We start from the raw sequence: 15212 nt of genomic DNA, 5'->3' as shown, positions 1-15212 counted from the left end.
CTGCGCGCCCTCAGGCGGTGAAGCGGCCGGTCAGCTCCTGCAGCCGCTCCGCCGAGGCCGCCAGGGAGCTGGCGGTGGTGGCGGTGTGGCCGGCGCCCTCGCGGTTCGACTCGGTGCCGCGGGCGATGTCGGAGACGTTGGAGGAGATCTGCGCCGACCCCGAGGAGATCTCGGTGACGTTGCGGACCATCTCGCTCGTGGTGGCCGACTGCTCCTCCACCGCCGCGGCGATCGTGGCCTGCACCGCGTCGATGCGCCCGATGACCTCGCCGATCTGCGTCACGGCCGCCGCGGCGGCCGCGGTGTCGCCCTGGGTGGCGTTGACCTTGGCGATGATGTCCTCGGTGGCCTGGCGGTCTGGCGGGCCAGCTCCTTGACCTCCCCGGCCACCACCGCGAAGCCCTTGCCCGCGTCCCCCGCCCGGGCGGCCTCGATGGTGGCGTTCAGGGCGAGCAGGTTGGTCTGCTCGGCGATCGAGGTGATGAGCTTGACGACGTCGCCGATCTCGCGGGAGGAGACCCCCAGGCGCTCGATGGCCGAGCCGGCCGAGCCGGCCGCGCTGACCGCGGAGGAGGCCATCGTCGAGGCCTCCGAGGTCGCCGAGGCGATCTGGGCGATCGCCGCCGTCATCTGCTCCCCCGCGGCGGCCACGGTGGAGATCGAGGCCGTGACCTCGTGGACGGCCTCGGAGACGACCTGGGTCTGGGCGGCGGAGTCCTGGGCGCCGGAGGCCATCTGGGCCGAGACGGTGGACAGGGCCGCCGAGGAGGCCGCCAGGGAGCGCGACTCCGCGGCGATCTCGCGCATCGCGGCGGACAGCGCCTCCAGCGAGGCGTCGGTGGAGGCGGCCAGCTGGCCGACCTCGTCGGTGGTGGTCAGGCCCACGCGGCGGTCCAGGCGGCCGGCGGCGACCTCGTTCATCACGGTGACGACCCTGGAGAGCGGGCGGACCACGGAGCGGGTGGTGCGCACGGCGATGAGCACCGCCACGGCGGTGGAGACCGCCAGCGCCACCAGCATCACGGCGAGGAACCCGTCGACGACGCCGCGCGCGGCGTCGCTCTCGACCCGGTTCATCGACTCCTCGAGGTCGATCAGCACGTTGATCGCGTCGAGCCAGTCGTTGAAGGCCGGCTTGGCCTGCGTCATGAGCACGTCCTGGGCCTCGGCGTCGCGGCCCTGCGCGTGCAGGTCGAGCACCTGCTGGACCAGGGGCAGCGTCCGCTCCTGCACCTCGGCGATGGCGGCGCGGGCGGCCTCCTCCTCGGCGGTGATGCCGGGGTCGGAGGCGAACATCGCGTCCAGCTTCTCCTCGGAGTCGGTGTAGTCGGCCGCCAGCGAGGCGATCAGGGCGATGTCCTGCTGCTTCTCGGCCTCCGTCGGGTCCAGCAGGACGTCGCGCAGGGCGATGGCGCGGTTGTGGACGCTGCCGCGGAAGTTGATGGCGTAGCGCTGCTTGACGCTGTTGTGGTCGTTGATCTGGACCAGGCTCTGCTGGACCTCGCTGACCTGCACCACGCCGAGCGCTGTCACCGCGCCCAGCAGCAGCACGATCACGAGGAAGCCCAGGCCGATGCGCCGGCCGATGCTGGGGGTGGGACGGGCCACGGTGGTCTCCGGGGTGGGTCGTGCGGATGGGCACCGGGTGGTGCGGGGCGGCCGCGTCGGTGCAGCGGCCCGCGGTGTCCTTCGTCGTGCGGGGGCACCACCTGGAGCGCTCGGGCGGCACCTGTCGGTGGCTCCGCCCGCGACCACCCGGGTGGAGCACCGGGAGCGCCCGGCAGCACGGGTGGCTCGTGCGCGCCGGGACGTGGCAGCATGGTCGGTCGAACGACGCGCGCTCCGGGGTCGGTGCAATTCCGAACCGGCGGTGACAGTCCGCGACCCGACCGCAGCCAGCGGCCGGTGGACCCGGTGGGACTCCGGGACCGACGGTGAGAGTCCGGAGGGGAGGAGCACGCGGCGGGGCCCCGCCAGGGGCGCCGCCCGCAGCGCCGTCGGCAGGGCCCAGCGGCCCGCCGCGTCGTCCGCCCCTCCGGGGCGGGGGCACGGCCACCGCCCCGGGCGCCCCGCCGTCGTCGCCCTCCCCCGCACCAGCCACCCCGGGGCCCGCACCGACGCGGGAGGGACGGGGATGGAGCGCAGCGGCCAGGACCACAGCCGGGTCCACAGCCCTGTGGACGGTCCTGTGGACAGCCGCGCCCTGGAGCTGGCCCTGGAGCTGGCCCTGGAGCTGGCGCACCGCGGGCCGCTCACCGAGAACCCGCGCGTGGGGTGCGTCCTGCTCGGCACGGGCGGTGAGGTGCTCGGCCAGGGCTGGCACCGCGGCGCCGGCACCGCCCACGCCGAGGTCGCGGCCCTCGCCGACGCGGCCGCGCGCGGACGCGCCACCGCCGGCGCCACGGCCGTGGTCACCCTGGAGCCGTGCCGGCACACCGGGCGCACCGGGCCGTGCACGCGGGCGCTGCTCGAGGCGGGCGTCGCGCGCGTGGTGGCCGGCGCGGCCGACCCCACCCCCGTCGCGGGCGGGGGGGCTGCGGAGCTGCGCGCCGGCGGCGTCGACGTCCTCGTCCTGGACGACCCGCGGGCGCGCGAGCTCCTGCGGCCCTGGGCCCGCGCCCACCGGCACGGGCGCCCCACCGTGACGTGGAAGTACGCCGCGACGCTCGACGGCTTCAGCGCCGCCCCCGACGGCTCCAGCCGGTGGGTGACCGGGCCCGCGGCCCGCGCCGACGTCCACGCCCGCCGCGCCCAGCACGACGCCGTGCTCGTGGGCACCGGGACCGCCCTGGCCGACGACCCGGCGCTGACCGTGCGCGACGCCGCGGGCCGGGCCCTGCCCCGCCAGCCGCTGCGCGTGGTGGTGGGCCTGCGCGACCTGCCCGCCGGCGCCCAGCTGCTCGACGGGAGCGCCGAGACGGTGCACCTGCGCACCCGCGACCCGCGCGAGGCGCTGACCGCGCTGTGGGAGCGCGGGGTGCGCAGCGTGTGGCTCGAGGGCGGCCCGCGGCTCGCGGCGTCCTTCTGGCGGGCCGGGCTCGTCGACGACGTCGTCGCCCACCTCGCCCCCGCGCTGCTCGGCGGTGGGCGCAGCGCGCTGGGAGACCTCGGCGCCACCTCGATCGGCGACGCGCTCCGCCTGGAGCTCACCGGCGTCCACGCCCTCGGCGGCGACGTCGTCGTCCTCGCCCGCCCCACCGCAGACCAGACCCAGCAGTCCGACACGCAGCAGGAGGCCTGATGTTCACCGGCATCGTCGAGGAGCTCGGGGAGGTCGTCGCGCTCGAGCGCGGCGAGACCTCGGCCCGCCTCACCGTCCGCGGCCCGCTCGTCACCGCCGACGCCGTCCACGGCGCGTCCATCGCCGTCGACGGCTGCTGCCTGACCGTGGTCGACATCGGGCGCGACGAGTCCGGCGCGCCGGTCGCCTTCACCGCCGACGCGATGCTCGAGACCCTCGAGCGCACCACGCTCGGCGGGCTGCGACCGGGCGACCGCGTCGACCTGGAGCGTCCCGTCGCCGCCGGGGGCCGCCTGGGCGGGCACGTCGTGCAGGGCCACGTCGACGGCGTCGGCTCGGTCGCGGCGCGCGTGCCGGGCGACCGCTGGGAGGTGGTCACGGTCTCGGTGCCGCCCGAGCTCGCGAAGTACCTGGTGGAGAAGGGGTCCGTCGCCGTCGACGGCGTCTCGCTGACGGTCACGGCGGTCAGCGCGGCGGGCGCAGAGCGGGCGTGGTTCTCCGTCTCGCTGATCCCCGAGACGCTGCGCGCGACCACCCTGGGGCGCAAGGGCGTCGGCGACCCGGTCAACCTCGAGGTCGACGTGCTGGCCAAGCACGTCGAGCGCCTCCTGGCCGACCGCGCCGTCGCCGGGCTGGACGCCGGTCTGGAGGCCGTCCGGTGAGCGCCCCCACCGACAGCCGCTCCGGCCAGCAGGGGCTGGAGGGCCTGGGCACCGTCGAGGAGGCGCTCGCCGCGCTGCGCTGCGGCCGCCCCGTCCTCGTCCTCGACGACGACGACCGCGAGGACGAGGGCGACGTCGTCCTGGCCGCCTCCCTGGCCACGCCGCAGTGGGTCGCGTGGACCGTCAAGCACGGGTCGGGCCTGCTCTGCGCGCCGCTGCCGGCGGCGCTGGCCGACTCCCTCGGCCTGCCCGACATGGTCGAGCGCAACGAGGACTCGCTGCGCACCGCCTACACCGTGACCGTCGACGCCGCCTCGGGCGTCACCACCGGCATCAGCGCCGCCGACCGCGCGCGCACCGCGCGGGTGCTGGCCGACCCGGCCTCCGGGCCTGCCGACCTGGTCCGCCCCGGGCACGTGCTGCCGCTGCGCGCCCGCCCGGGCGGGGTGCTGGAGCGCCGCGGGCACACCGAGGCCGGCGTCGACCTGTGCCGCCTGGCCGGGCTGCCGCCGGTGGCGGTCATCACCGAGCTGGTCGACCTCGAGGACCCCGACGGCGGGATGCTGCGCGGCGCGGGCGTGGTCGCCCTCGGCGCCGCGCACGACCTGCCGGTCATCACCATCGAGCAGCTGGCCGCCCACCTGCGCACCGCTGAGCGCACCCCCGGCCGTGACCACGGGGAGTCGGCCACCTCCCGCCCGGTGGTGGAGCGGCAGCGCGTGGTGGAGGTCGCCCGCGCGGCCCTCCCCACCGAGCACGGGGACTTCACCGCCGTCGCGTTCCGCGACCTGGCCACGGGCGCCGAGCACCTCGCCGTGGTCGGGCTGCCGCCGCGACCGCCGTCCCCCTCCCCCCGCAGGTCCGCCGAGGCCGCCGCGCCGCTCGTCCGGGTGCACTCCGAGTGCCTCACGGGCGACGCGTTCGGCTCGCTGCGCTGCGACTGCGGCCCGCAGCTGCGCGCCGCGCTGGACCGCATCGGCGCCGAGGGCGGGGTGCTGGTGCACCTCGGAGGGCACGAGGGCCGCGCCATCGGCCTGCCGGCCAAGATCGCCGCGTACGCGCTGCAGGACGCCGGCGCCGACACCGTCGACGCCAACCTCGGGCTGGGGCTGCCGGTCGACGCCCGGGAGTACGGCGGCGCGGCAGCGGTGCTGCGGGCCCTCGGCGTGGAGCGGGTGCGGCTGCTGAGCAACAACCCGGCCAAGGCCGACGGGCTGGCCGGGCACGGCGTGGAGGTGGTCGAGCAGGTCGGCCTGCACGTCGGCGGGGGCGGCGGCACCGCGGCACCGCTGCGCGAGGCCTACCTGGCCACCAAGCGGGCCCGGATGGGCCACACACCCCCCACCGCCGCCCCCGCACCCCCCGCGGAGAGCACGCAGAGGACGACGACGCAGGAGGAGCAGGCGTGAGCGGACACGGAGCACCGGCGCTGCAGGTCGACGGGAGCGGCGTGCGCGTCGCCGTCGTCGCCGGGCTGTGGCACACCGAGGTGGTGGAGGGCCTGCTCGCGGGTGCGCTGCGCGCCCTGGAGCGGGCCGGCGCACCAGAGCCCACCGTCGTGCGCGTGCCGGGCGCCTTCGAGCTGCCGGTCGCCGCGGCGCGCCTGGCCGCGGCCGGTCACGACGCCGTGGTGGCCCTGGGCGTCGTGGTGCGCGGGGGCACGCCGCACTTCGAGTACGTGTGCTCGGCGGCGACCACCGGGCTGACCGAGGTGGCCGTGCGCACCGGGGTGCCGGTGGGCTTCGGGGTGCTCACCTGCGACACCGACGCCCAGGCCCTCGAGCGCGCCGGGCTGCCGGGCAGCCGGGAGGACAAGGGCGCCGAGGCCGCCGAGGCGGTGCTGGGCACCGTCGCCGCGCTGCGCGCCGCGGGCGCCCTCCCGGCACCGGCCTGACCCTCCGCTCGACGTCCGTGGTCACGAGGGTGACGTGGACGGGGTGGGGACGACCGGCGCACCGGGGTCGGTGGGCAGCGGGGGCACGTCGGTGCCCCCCGGGGTGAACGCCGGAGCGCCGTCAGGGCCGGTGACGCCGCCGGTGGGCTCGGCCGGCTCCTCCAGCTCCGGCTCCTCCTCCGGCGCCCCCGACTCCTCGCGGTAGGAGGCGGCGGTCCGCCGCTCCACCGTCGCGCTGTCCAGCCCCACCCCGCCCACCGTGACGTCGTCGACGGCCAGCAGCGAGCCGTCGGACGCGGAGAAGTGCAGCACCGACATCTGCAGCGGCGTCGGCTCGCCGTCCACCAGGCTGCGCAGCCCCGCCCCACCGGAGGAGCCCTGCGTGAGCAGCAGCGTGCCGCCGTCCACCGCGGCCGCCCGCTGGTGCGTGTGCCCGTCCAGCACCAGGGGCACCCTGCCCACCAGCGGCAGCGCCATCGGCGGCTCGTGCACGAGCGCCACGTCGACGGGCTCCCCCGCCGCCGCCGAGGCGTCCAGGGAGCGGCCCAGCGCCTCCCCGGCCACGGTCAGCTGCTCCCGCGCCGCCTCGTTCCTCACCAGGCTGGAGGGGTTGAAGCGCGGGTCCCCCGTCCCGGCGAAGCGCACCCCGGCGATCTCCGCCGTCGCGCCGTCGTCGAGCACCTGGACCCGCCCGTCGGTCTCCTCCCCCAGGGCCGCCACGGCGGCCTGCGTGGTGGAGGAGTCGTGGTTGCCGCGCACCCACAGGTACGGCACGCCCAGGGAGGCCATCGGCGCGAGCAGCGCGGTCTCGGCGGCGCTGCCGAAGTCGCTGGAGTCGCCGGTGTCGACCACGCCCGCGACGTCGAACTCCTGCACCAGCGTGGCCATGAGCCGGTAGGCCTCGGGGTTGTTGTGGACGTCGGAGACCCACAGCACGCGCACGTCGTCGTCACCCGCGGCGGCGCCCGCGGGCAGGCCGGACAGGGCGGAGTAGAGCCGCGAGACGCTGCCGGTGAGGGCCGCGACGCGGGTCTGGTAGGCGGTGAAGCGGCTCCCCACGCTGGTCAGGTCCCCCACCAGGGCCGGCGCCCGCGTCAGCAGGCCCGAGTAGCGCGGCTCGGCCAGCGCCCGGCTGTCCGCCGTGGCGGCGGCCACGCCGCCGCTGGCCAGCAGGACGACGAGCACCGCGCCCGTCCCCACCAGCACCGCGCGGGGGCGCCGGAAGACCAGCAGGCACGCCACCGCCGCGGCGGCCAGCGCCACCAGCACCGACCTGACCGCCAGGGCGACCAGCGCGCCCCTGACGTCGCGGCTGAGCTCCTCCCCCACCGACGCGGCGGTGGCGCCGCGCGCCAGCAGCGAGCGCGCCTCGGGCAGGCGCAGCCCCTCCACCTCCACCCGCAGGCGCAGCGGCCCGTCGTGGGTGGCCAGCGACAGCTCGCCCAGCGGCGGGACCTGCACCTGGGTGCCGCCGGTCAGCGACGGCTGCAGCACCAGCCGCGCGTCGACGGGCCCGACGCTGGCCGTCGTGGCCCCCGCCGTGCCCATCGCGGTGCCTGCCGCGACCAGGGCGACGACGACGACGGCCGCCGCCCGCAGCCACGCCCAGCGGGCCCAGGCGCGGCCCGGCAGCGCGCGCAGGCGCCGGTCGACCGCCGACCCGGTCGCGCGGGGCCGCCCGGCAGAGGGCCGGCGCGGCGCGGGGCCCCGGACGGCGATCACCCCGGAACCCTAGGACCGGCGCCTCCGACCCGGACCCTGACGTGGCCGCCGCGCAGCTCCCGGGCCGCGGTGGTGCCGGTCAGCGCCTCCCAGGGGTGCGCGCGCGGGTCGCTGCCGCCCAGCGCGCACGCCAGGGCCGCCAGCGGCGCGAGCGGGAGCGCCCAGCCCCGGGTCAGGGCCAGGTCGACCACGGCCACCCGGCCCGCGGGGGCCAGCAGCCGCGGCAGCGCGCGCCACGCCGGGGCGGGGTCGGGCAGCAGGGACAGGCAGTAGCAGGCCAGCACGGCGTCGAAGCCGTCCGGACCACCGGCCTGCGGCGTCGGGCCCGTGAGCGCCGCCAGCCGGACGGGGTCGAGGTGGGCGGCGTCGGCCCTCACGAGCGCCACCTGGCGCCAGCCGGCGGCGGCCACCCGCCGGCCCGCCCGGGCGAGCATCGCGGCGCTGGCGTCCAGGCCCACCACGCGCCCCCGCTCACCGACGGCACCGACCAGCAGCGGCAGGCTGAGCCCGGTGCCGCAGCCGAGGTCGAGCACCCGCTCGCCGGGGCGCAGCGCGAGGGCGCGGACCCCTTCGCGCCGCCCGGCGCGGTACAGGAGGCGCTCATCCGACAGCGCGTCGTAGGTGGCCGCCAGGGCGGTGCCGTACCGGCGCGCGCTGCTCACCGCCCCAGGGCAGCATCGACGGGTGGCTGAGCGCGACCCGGACCTGCTCGTCGTCGGCGGTGGCACGGCCGGCATCGTCGGCGCCACGAGCGCGGCCTCGGCCGGGGCGCGGGTGGTGCTGGTGGAGCGGGCGGCCACCGGGGGTGAGTGCCTGTGGACCGGGTGCGTGCCCTCCAAGGCGCTCCTGGCGGCAGCGGCGGCCGCCGCGGCGGCCCGCGGCGCTGCGCGCTACGGCGTCGACGCGGGCCCCGTCAGCGTCGACGGTGCGCGGGTGCTGGAGCACGTGAGGGCGGCGGTGGCGGCCGTCGCGCCGGTCGACTCCCCCGAGGCGCTGGGCGCCCAGGGCGTGCGGGTGCTGTCCGGGACGGCGCGCCTGGTGGGGCGGCGGGGCCGGCGCCTGGTGGCCGACGTCGACGGCCAGCGGCTCGTGGCGGGGCAGGTGCTGCTGGCCACCGGCGCCGCCCCGCTGCTGCCGGACGTGCCGGGGCTGCGGCAGCCCGGGGCGAGCCGGGTGCTGACCAGCGAGACGCTGTGGGACGGCCCCGGGCTCCCCGGGGAGCTGGTGGTGCTGGGCGGCGGCGGGGTGGGCTGCGAGGTCTCCCAGGCGCTGGCGCGGCTCGGCTCGCGCGTGGTGCTCGTCGAGCGCGGGGAGCGGCTGCTGTCGGGTGAGGACCCGCAGGCCGGGGAGGCGGTGGCCGACGCGCTGCGCGCCGACGGCGTCCGGGTGCTGCTGGGCGCCGAGGCGGCCGAGCTGCGCGGGGGCCACCTCCTGCTGCGCCCGAGCGCGCGGGCGGGCCGCCGCGCGCAGCAGGTGCCCGCCTCGGTGCCGGCGCCCGTGCTGCTGGTGGCTGCCGGCCGGGCGCCGCGCTCCCGCGGGGTGGGCCTGGAGGAGCTGGGGGTGGCCCTGGAGCAGTCCGGGGCGGTGGTGGTCGACGCCCTCGGGCGGACGACGGCGCCGGGGGTGTGGGCCGCGGGCGACGTCACGGGCCCGCCGTTCTGGACGCACACGGCGGGGGTCGACGCCAGCGTCGCGGCCCTCAACGCGGTGCTCGGGCTGCGCCGGCGCCGCGCCACCACGGTCCCGCGGGTGGTCTTCACCGACCCGGAGGTGGCGGCGGTCGGGCCGGCCACGGCGGCGGGGCAGCCGGGGACCCGCACCGTCGGCCACGACCACGTCGACAGGGCGGTGGCCGACGGGCGCACCGACGGCTTCGTGCGCACGCGGGTGGACCGCCGCGGCCGCCTGGTGGCGGTGACCGCCGTCGGCCCGCGCGCCGGGGAGGTGCTGGCCGAGGGCGCGCTGGCGGTCGACAGGCGGCTGCGGTTCGCCTCGCTGTTCTCGACCACGCACGCCTACCCCACGTACGCGGACGGCTTCTGGAACGGCGCGGTGGGGGCGGCGCGGGAGTCGCTGGGCTCGCCCGCCGCGCGGCGCGCGCTCGCGGTGGCCGTGGGGCTGCGGCGGCGCTGGCTGCAGCGCTGAGGCCCCCCACCGCCGCAGCGGTGGAGGGCCCCGTCAGCGCCTCAGGCGGTGCTCAGGCGAGCGCCTTCGCGAGGTTCTCGTCCAGGGTCGCGAGGAACTCCTCGGTGGTCTGGAAATCCTGGTCGGGCCCCACGAGCAGCGCGAGGTCCTTGGTCATCTTCCCGCTCTCGACGGTGGAGATGACCACCTTCTCGAGCGTCTCGGCGAACTCGCGCACCGCGGGAGTGCCGTCGAGCTTGCCGCGGTGGTCCAGCCCGCGCGTCCACGCGTAGATCGAGGCGATCGGGTTGGTGGAGGTCGGCTTGCCGGCCTGGTGCTGGCGGTAGTGGCGGGTCACCGTGCCGTGGGCGGCCTCGGCCTCCACGGTGCGCCCGTCCGGCGTGGCCAGCACCGAGGTCATGAGGCCGAGCGAGCCGAACCCCTGCGCGACGGTGTCGGACTGCACGTCGCCGTCGTAGTTCTTGGTGGCCCACACGTAGCCGCCCTCCCACTTCAGGGCGGAGGCGACCATGTCGTCGATGAGGCGGTGCTCGTAGGTGAGGCCCTTGGCCTCGAACTGCTCCTTGAACTCGGCCTCGTAGACCTCGGCGAAGATGTCCTTGAACCGGCCGTCGTAGGCCTTGAGGATCGTGTTCTTCGTCGACAGGTAGACCGGGTACTCCCGCGCCAGGCCGTAGTTCAGCGAGGCGCGCGCGAAGTCGCGGATGGAGCTGTCGAGGTTGTACATCGACAGGCTCACGCCGGCGCCGGGCGCCTGGAACACCTCGTGCTCGATCGGCTGGGAGCCGTCCGAAGGCGTGAAGGTCACCGTCAGCGTGCCCGCCGAGGGGAACGTGAAGTCGGTGGCGCGGTACTGGTCGCCGAAGGCGTGGCGGCCCACGATGATCGGCTTGGTCCAGCCCGGCACGAGCCGCGGGATGTTGCTGATGATGATCGGCTCGCGGAAGATCACGCCGCCGAGGATGTTGCGGATGGTCCCGTTCGGGGAGCGCCACATCTTCTTGAGGCCGAACTCCTCCACCCGCGCCTCGTCGGGGGTGATGGTGGCGCACTTGACGCCGACGCCGTGCTTCTTGATGGCGTTGGCGGAGTCGACCGTCACCTGGTCGTCGGTGGCGTCGCGGTGCTCGATGCCGAGGTCGTAGTACTCGAGGTCGACGTCGAGGTAGGGGTGGATCAGGCGGTCCTTGATGAACTGCCAGATGATGCGGGTCATCTCGTCGCCGTCGAGCTCGACGACCTTGCCCTCGACCTTGATCTTCGCCATGCGCGTCCCTGTCCTCCGTCGGAGCAGTCGTCCTGATCGTGTGTCGCTCGTCTGCGCCCCCGAACCTACCCAGGTCTGGGCGGGGGGCACCCCGCAGGTGCCTCCCGCGGGCGCAAGCGGCCGCCGGGCGGTGCGAGAGGGTGGGGCGGTGTTCCACGTCGTCCTCGTCGAGCCGGAGATCCCCGGCAACGCCGGCGCCGCCATCCGGCTGTCGGCCACCACCGGCGCCCACCTGCACCTGGTGCGCCCCCTCGGCTTCGACCTGGAGGACTCCAAGCTGCGCCGGGCCGGCCTGGACTACCACGACCTGGCGCGCACCTCGGTGCACGACGACGTCGAGGCGCTGTGGGCGGCGCTCGCCGACCTGGGCTCCGGGCGCGCCTACGCGCTGACGGCCTCGGCCACCCGCTGGTACACCGACGTGCCCTACTCCCCCGGTGACGCGCTGCTGTTCGGCCGCGAGTCGGTGGGCCTGCCCGAGCGCGTCCTGGCCGACCCGCGGGTCACCGACCGGCTGCGCATCCCGATGCTCGCGCAGCGGCGCTCGCTGAACGCCTCCAACGCCGTCGCCGTCGTCGTCCACGAGGCCTGGCGCCAGCACGGCTTCGCCGGCGGCTCCTGACGGGCCTCTGACCGGCCGCCGACCGGCCGCCGACCGGCCGCCGACCGGCCGCCGACCGGCCGCCGACCGGCCGCTGACCGGCACGGGGGCGCCGGGCGTAGCGTCGGCGGCGATGCTCCCCTCAGACCTGCCCCTGCTCGCCGGCTGCTCCAGCCCCTCGCTGACCCCCGACGGGCGCACCGCGGTCGTCTCCGTCACGGCGCCCGACCTGCACACCGACGAGGAGGCCGGTGACCTGTGGCGGGTGGCCGCCGACGGCAGTGCGCCCCCGCACCGCCTCACCCGCGGGCACCGCGACACCGCCCCGGCCGTCAGTCCCGACGGGCGCTGGGTGGCGTTCCTGAGGGCCGAGCCGGGCGGGCGCCCGCAGCTGCACCTGGTCGAGACCGCCGGCGGCGAGCCGCTGGCGCTCACCACCGCCGAGCAGCTGCCGCTGGGCGCCGGCGCCCCGCGCTGGTCACCCGGTGGCGGTGCGCTGGCCTTCTGCGCCCGGGTGCCCGAGCCCGGCCGGTACGGCACGGCCACGGGCCCGGCGCACCTGCGCGGCCCCGACGCCGAGCCGCCGCGCCTCATCACCGCGCCCGACCACCGGGTCGACGGCGTGGGCTTCACCCTCGACCGCCGCCAGCACGCCTTCGTGCTCGACGTCGACAGGGCGGCCCTGGACGCCGGTCAGCGGGTCGCCGCCCCCGAGCGGCCCGCGCCCCGGCAGGTCACCGATGGCGACGCCGACGACACCGGCGTCACCTGGACCACCGACGGCCTCGCGCTGCTGGTGGTCTCCGCGCGCCACGCGGGCGCCGGGCACGACCTGCGCCGCGGCGTGCACCGGGTGGAGGCCACCGCCCAGCGCGAGCGGACCCCGGTGCCCGTGGTCGGCGGCGACCTCGCCGTCTCCGCGGTGGCCGCCGACCCCGACGGGCGCCGCCTGTGGCTGCTGGCCACCGCCCTGGACGAGCACGGCCTGGGAGCGGTCGCGCAGCCGGAGTCGCTGTTCACCGCCGTCCTGAGCCCCGACGGCGACCCCGGCGGCTCCGGCAGCGCCGCGCGCCAGGGCAGCGGCTCGCTGGTCGACGTCGTGCGCCTGACCCCGCTGGACGTCGACCTGGGCGACCCGGCGGCCTTCCTGCACGTCGACGCCGCGGGCGCGCTGGTGGCCGAGCGCACCCGCGGGGCGCTGCGCCTGCTGCGCGTGCGGCCCGACGGCTCCCGCGAGGTGCTGCTGGACGGCCAGCTGCAGGTGACGGCGGCCGCGAGCACCCCCGACGGCTCGACGGTGGTGGCCGTGGTCGCCGACCCCGGGAGCCGCGGCGAGCTGGTGCGGGTCGGCGCCGACGACGACGGCGGGGTGCTGCGCCTCACCGACGTCGGCGGCCCGCTGCGCGCGACCGGGCGCCTGCGACCGCTGGTGGAGGTGGAGCACCCCAGCCGCGACGGGTACCCCGTGCACGGCTGGGTGGTGCTGCCGGACGAGGCCCGCCACGGCACCGGCCCGCACCCGGTGCTGCTCATGGTCCACGGCGGACCGCACGCGCAGTACGGCTGGGCCCTGTTCGACGAGGCGCAGGTGGCCGCCGGCGCCGGGTACGCCGTGGTGATGGGCAACCCGCGCGGGTCCGCCGGCTACGGCCTCGCCCACGGCCGGGCCGTGCTGGGGGCGCTGGGCACCGTGGACGCCGACGACGTCGAGGCCCTCCTGGACGGCGTGCTCGCCGACGCGTCCCTGCCGCTGGACCGCGAGCGCGTGGGGGTCGTGGGCGGCAGCTACGGCGGCTACATGACGGCGCTGCTGACCACGCGCACGCAGCGCTTCGCCGCCGCCGTGGTGGAGCGCGGGTACCTCGACGCGACCAGCTTCGTGGGGTCGGCCGACATCGGCTGGTTCTTCGCCGACCAGCTGCACGGCTCCCCCGAGGCGATGCGGGAGCAGTCGCCGATGACCCACGTCGCCTCGGTGCGCACGCCCACGCTGGTCATCCACTCCGAGCAGGACTGGCGCTGCCCGGTCGAGCAGGGGCAGCGGTGGTGGACGGCTCTGCGCCGCCAGGGGGTGGAGAGCGAGCTGCTGCTGTTCCCCGGCGAGGGCCACGAGCTGACGCGCTCCGGTCGCCCGAGCCACCGCACGGCGCGCTTCGAGCACCTGCAGCGGTGGTGGGACCGCCACCTGCCCGTCTGAGGCCCGCCGATCACGATCTAGGCGCGATCCCAGCGCGCTGTCGGTGCCGGCGTGCATGCTCGTCCCATGACGACGTCCGGGTCCGGTCCCGTGCCAGCGCCGCGCCGTCCTCTGCCGCAGCCGCGCCCGCTCCTGGACCAGCTGGCGCTGCTCGCCCAGGCCGTGGACGTGCTGGCGGTCCGCGTCGCCGTCTCCGGTGACGTCGCCTCCGGCGTGCGCGCCCGCGCGCTCGGGCTGCACGTGGCCACCACCGCCGCGGCGGTGCGCGAGCAGGTCGCCCGCCAGCGCGACGTCATCGCACCGGTCCTGTCCGCGGCGGACGGGGGTGCGGGGGCCGAGCTGCTGGCGGCGTCGCTGGCCTCGGCCGACCGCGTGCTGGCCCAGGTCGAGGGCACCGGTGCCGGCGCCAGCGCCCTGCTCAGCCAGACCGCGGGCGTCGCCGCGCTGCAGCGGCTCGGCGTCAGCACCCGCGCCCTGTGGAGCGCCCTGGTCGACCACGAGCGGCTGTGGGCGGCCGGAGCCGCTCCCCTGGCGCGCCGGCTCCTCACCGAGCGGGCGCAGCGCACCACCTGCGGCTGAGCCGGTCCGGCGGGCCGCCTGCCGGCTGCAAGCGGACCGCAAGCCGGCGCGTCCACTGTCGGGCCATGGCCCTCACCGCCCCCGCCCCGCTGATGCGGCTGCTGCCGCACCGCCCAGCCCGACGCGCGACGCGCCACCACCCGTCCTCCAGCGCCACCACCGCGCTGACCAGCACGACGAGCCCCGCGCTCACCAGCGCGACGACCACCGCCGCAGCGCCCGCCACCGCCGCAGCGCCCGCCACCGCCGCAGCGCCCGCCGGGGCGGCCCCGGCCGCGACCTCGTCCTGGCCGGTGAGCGCCCGGGCGCTGCTGGCCGACCTCGCGGTGGCCGCCCTGGCCGCCACCGCCCTGGCCGAGCGCTGCGACGGCCCGCTGGCCCCGGTCACGGGTGCGGGCGCCTGCCCGACGGGCGGCTCCACCGGGCGCCGGGCCCGCGCGCTGGCCGACCACCTGGCGGACACGTGCGCCGGCCTGCGCCACGACCTCGCCGTGCAGCAGCTCGTCGTCCTGCCGGTGCTCACCACCGCCCCGCTGGGCCTGCGCACCGCGGTCGTCCGCGCGTCCTGCCAGGCGGTGGTGACCGAGCTGGAGGCCGTCGAGCGCGGGGCGTCGCTGCTGCGCGAAGGCACCGCCGCCCCCGCGGACCTGCGCGAGCTGGCCGCCGCGCTGCGGCGCACGCGCACCGCGGTGGCCGCGCACCGGCGCCTGTGGACCGACCAGGCGCTGCCGCTGGCCCGGGAGCTGCTGCGCGAGCGCAGCGACCTGGCGAGGTGCTGACCGCCCCGTCGCCGTCGGCGGCGGGTCAGGACGCGGGGCGGGGGGGGGGGGGGGGGGGGGGCCCCCCCCCCCCCCCCCCCCGGCCCCCACGCCGCCCCCCCGGCCCCGGGCGCCCCCCCCCCCCC

At 77.8% G+C, this 15212-nt stretch carries 14 protein-coding genes and 1 riboswitch; of the genes, 9 read left to right on the top strand and 5 right to left on the bottom strand.

Annotation, left to right across the window (positions count from 1 at the left end):
* Positions 1–10: 10 nt before the first annotated feature.
* Positions 11–283: a hypothetical protein gene (locus ACUN9U_RS17525; RefSeq protein WP_445486284.1), complete on the bottom strand. Its 273-nt coding sequence runs from the start codon at positions 281–283 to the stop codon at positions 11–13.
* Complete coding sequence (locus ACUN9U_RS17520) at positions 280–1608, bottom strand: methyl-accepting chemotaxis protein (protein WP_445486283.1); 1329 nt, start codon at positions 1606–1608, stop codon at positions 280–282. Before ACUN9U_RS17520 ends, ACUN9U_RS17525 begins: the two co-directional genes overlap by 4 nt.
* A gap of 226 nt (positions 1609–1834) precedes the next feature.
* Positions 1835–1962, top strand: a riboswitch (FMN riboswitch).
* 226 nt (positions 1963–2188) lie between these two features.
* On the opposite strand from ACUN9U_RS17520, the gene ribD reads away from it, so the two are divergent.
* The 4 genes from ribD to ribH are packed head-to-tail and all read left to right on the top strand — an operon-like array spanning position 2189 to position 5797.
* Positions 2189–3241 (top strand): bifunctional diaminohydroxyphosphoribosylaminopyrimidine deaminase/5-amino-6-(5-phosphoribosylamino)uracil reductase RibD, encoded by a 1053-nt coding sequence (gene ribD / locus ACUN9U_RS17515; RefSeq protein ID WP_445486282.1) that lies wholly within the window; start codon positions 2189–2191, stop codon positions 3239–3241.
* A complete protein-coding gene (locus tag ACUN9U_RS17510) occupies positions 3241–3903 on the top strand; it encodes a riboflavin synthase (protein ID WP_445486281.1) in 663 nt (220 codons plus the stop codon). The genes ribD and ACUN9U_RS17510 overlap by 1 nt, the downstream gene beginning before the upstream one ends.
* Positions 3900–5312 (top strand): 3,4-dihydroxy-2-butanone-4-phosphate synthase, encoded by a 1413-nt coding sequence (ribB, locus tag ACUN9U_RS17505; protein WP_445486280.1) that lies wholly within the window; start codon positions 3900–3902, stop codon positions 5310–5312. The genes ACUN9U_RS17510 and ribB overlap by 4 nt, the downstream gene beginning before the upstream one ends.
* The gene (gene ribH / locus ACUN9U_RS17500) at positions 5309–5797 is read left to right on the top strand and encodes a 6,7-dimethyl-8-ribityllumazine synthase (protein ID WP_445486279.1); all 489 of its coding nucleotides are present in this window, start codon (positions 5309–5311) and stop codon (positions 5795–5797) included. The genes ribB and ribH overlap by 4 nt, the downstream gene beginning before the upstream one ends.
* A 21-nt stretch (positions 5798–5818) precedes the next feature.
* On the opposite strand, the gene ACUN9U_RS17495 is transcribed toward ribH, so the two are convergent.
* Both ACUN9U_RS17495 and ACUN9U_RS17490 read right to left on the bottom strand, forming a co-directional pair.
* Positions 5819–7519: a metallophosphoesterase family protein gene (locus ACUN9U_RS17495; protein ID WP_445486278.1), complete on the bottom strand. Its 1701-nt coding sequence runs from the start codon at positions 7517–7519 to the stop codon at positions 5819–5821.
* Positions 7516–8181, bottom strand: coding sequence for a class I SAM-dependent methyltransferase (locus ACUN9U_RS17490; protein WP_445486277.1), 666 nt, complete (start codon positions 8179–8181; stop codon positions 7516–7518). The genes ACUN9U_RS17495 and ACUN9U_RS17490 overlap by 4 nt, the downstream gene beginning before the upstream one ends.
* 22 nt (positions 8182–8203) lie before the next feature.
* Between ACUN9U_RS17490 and ACUN9U_RS17485 the strand changes: the two genes are divergently transcribed.
* Positions 8204–9664, top strand: coding sequence for an FAD-dependent oxidoreductase (locus ACUN9U_RS17485; protein ID WP_445486276.1), 1461 nt, complete (start codon positions 8204–8206; stop codon positions 9662–9664).
* Between the two features lie 52 nt (positions 9665–9716).
* Here the strand turns inward: ACUN9U_RS17485 and ACUN9U_RS17480 are convergent, their stop codons facing one another.
* Entirely contained in the window at positions 9717–10931 is a 1215-nt protein-coding gene (locus ACUN9U_RS17480) for an NADP-dependent isocitrate dehydrogenase (RefSeq protein ID WP_445486275.1), read from the bottom strand.
* A gap of 148 nt (positions 10932–11079) precedes the next feature.
* On the opposite strand from ACUN9U_RS17480, the gene ACUN9U_RS17475 reads away from it, so the two are divergent.
* The 4 genes from ACUN9U_RS17475 (at position 11080) to ACUN9U_RS17460 (ending at position 15087) form a co-directional block, all read left to right on the top strand.
* Entirely contained in the window at positions 11080–11553 is a 474-nt protein-coding gene (locus ACUN9U_RS17475; RefSeq protein ID WP_445486274.1) for a tRNA (cytidine(34)-2'-O)-methyltransferase, read from the top strand.
* A 112-nt stretch (positions 11554–11665) separates the two neighbouring features.
* The gene (locus ACUN9U_RS17470) at positions 11666–13729 is read left to right on the top strand and encodes a prolyl oligopeptidase family serine peptidase (protein ID WP_445486273.1); all 2064 of its coding nucleotides are present in this window, start codon (positions 11666–11668) and stop codon (positions 13727–13729) included.
* Positions 13730–13795: 66 nt separating this feature from the next.
* The gene (locus tag ACUN9U_RS17465) at positions 13796–14308 is read left to right on the top strand and encodes a hypothetical protein (protein WP_445486272.1); all 513 of its coding nucleotides are present in this window, start codon (positions 13796–13798) and stop codon (positions 14306–14308) included.
* Positions 14309–14373: 65 nt separating this feature from the next.
* Complete coding sequence (locus ACUN9U_RS17460) at positions 14374–15087, top strand: hypothetical protein (RefSeq protein WP_445486271.1); 714 nt, start codon at positions 14374–14376, stop codon at positions 15085–15087.
* Positions 15088–15212 lie beyond the last annotated feature (125 nt).

The organism is Quadrisphaera sp. KR29, from assembly GCF_052644995.1.
Note: the sequence above shows the minus strand (reverse complement) of the source record. Positions and strands in the feature narration are given on the sequence as shown.

Excerpts from the sequence above, each read along its gene's own strand:
- ACUN9U_RS17510 (WP_445486281.1), top strand. The coding sequence starts at position 3,241 with ATGTTCACCGGCATCGTCGAGGAGCTCGGGGAGGTCGTCGCGCTCGAG.
- ACUN9U_RS17480 (WP_445486275.1), bottom strand. The coding sequence starts at position 10,931 with ATGGCGAAGATCAAGGTCGAGGGCAAGGTCGTCGAGCTCGACGGCGAC.
- ACUN9U_RS17470 (WP_445486273.1), top strand. The coding sequence starts at position 11,666 with ATGCTCCCCTCAGACCTGCCCCTGCTCGCCGGCTGCTCCAGCCCCTCG.
- ACUN9U_RS17465 (WP_445486272.1), top strand. The coding sequence starts at position 13,796 with ATGACGACGTCCGGGTCCGGTCCCGTGCCAGCGCCGCGCCGTCCTCTG.
- ACUN9U_RS17460 (WP_445486271.1), top strand. The coding sequence starts at position 14,374 with ATGGCCCTCACCGCCCCCGCCCCGCTGATGCGGCTGCTGCCGCACCGC.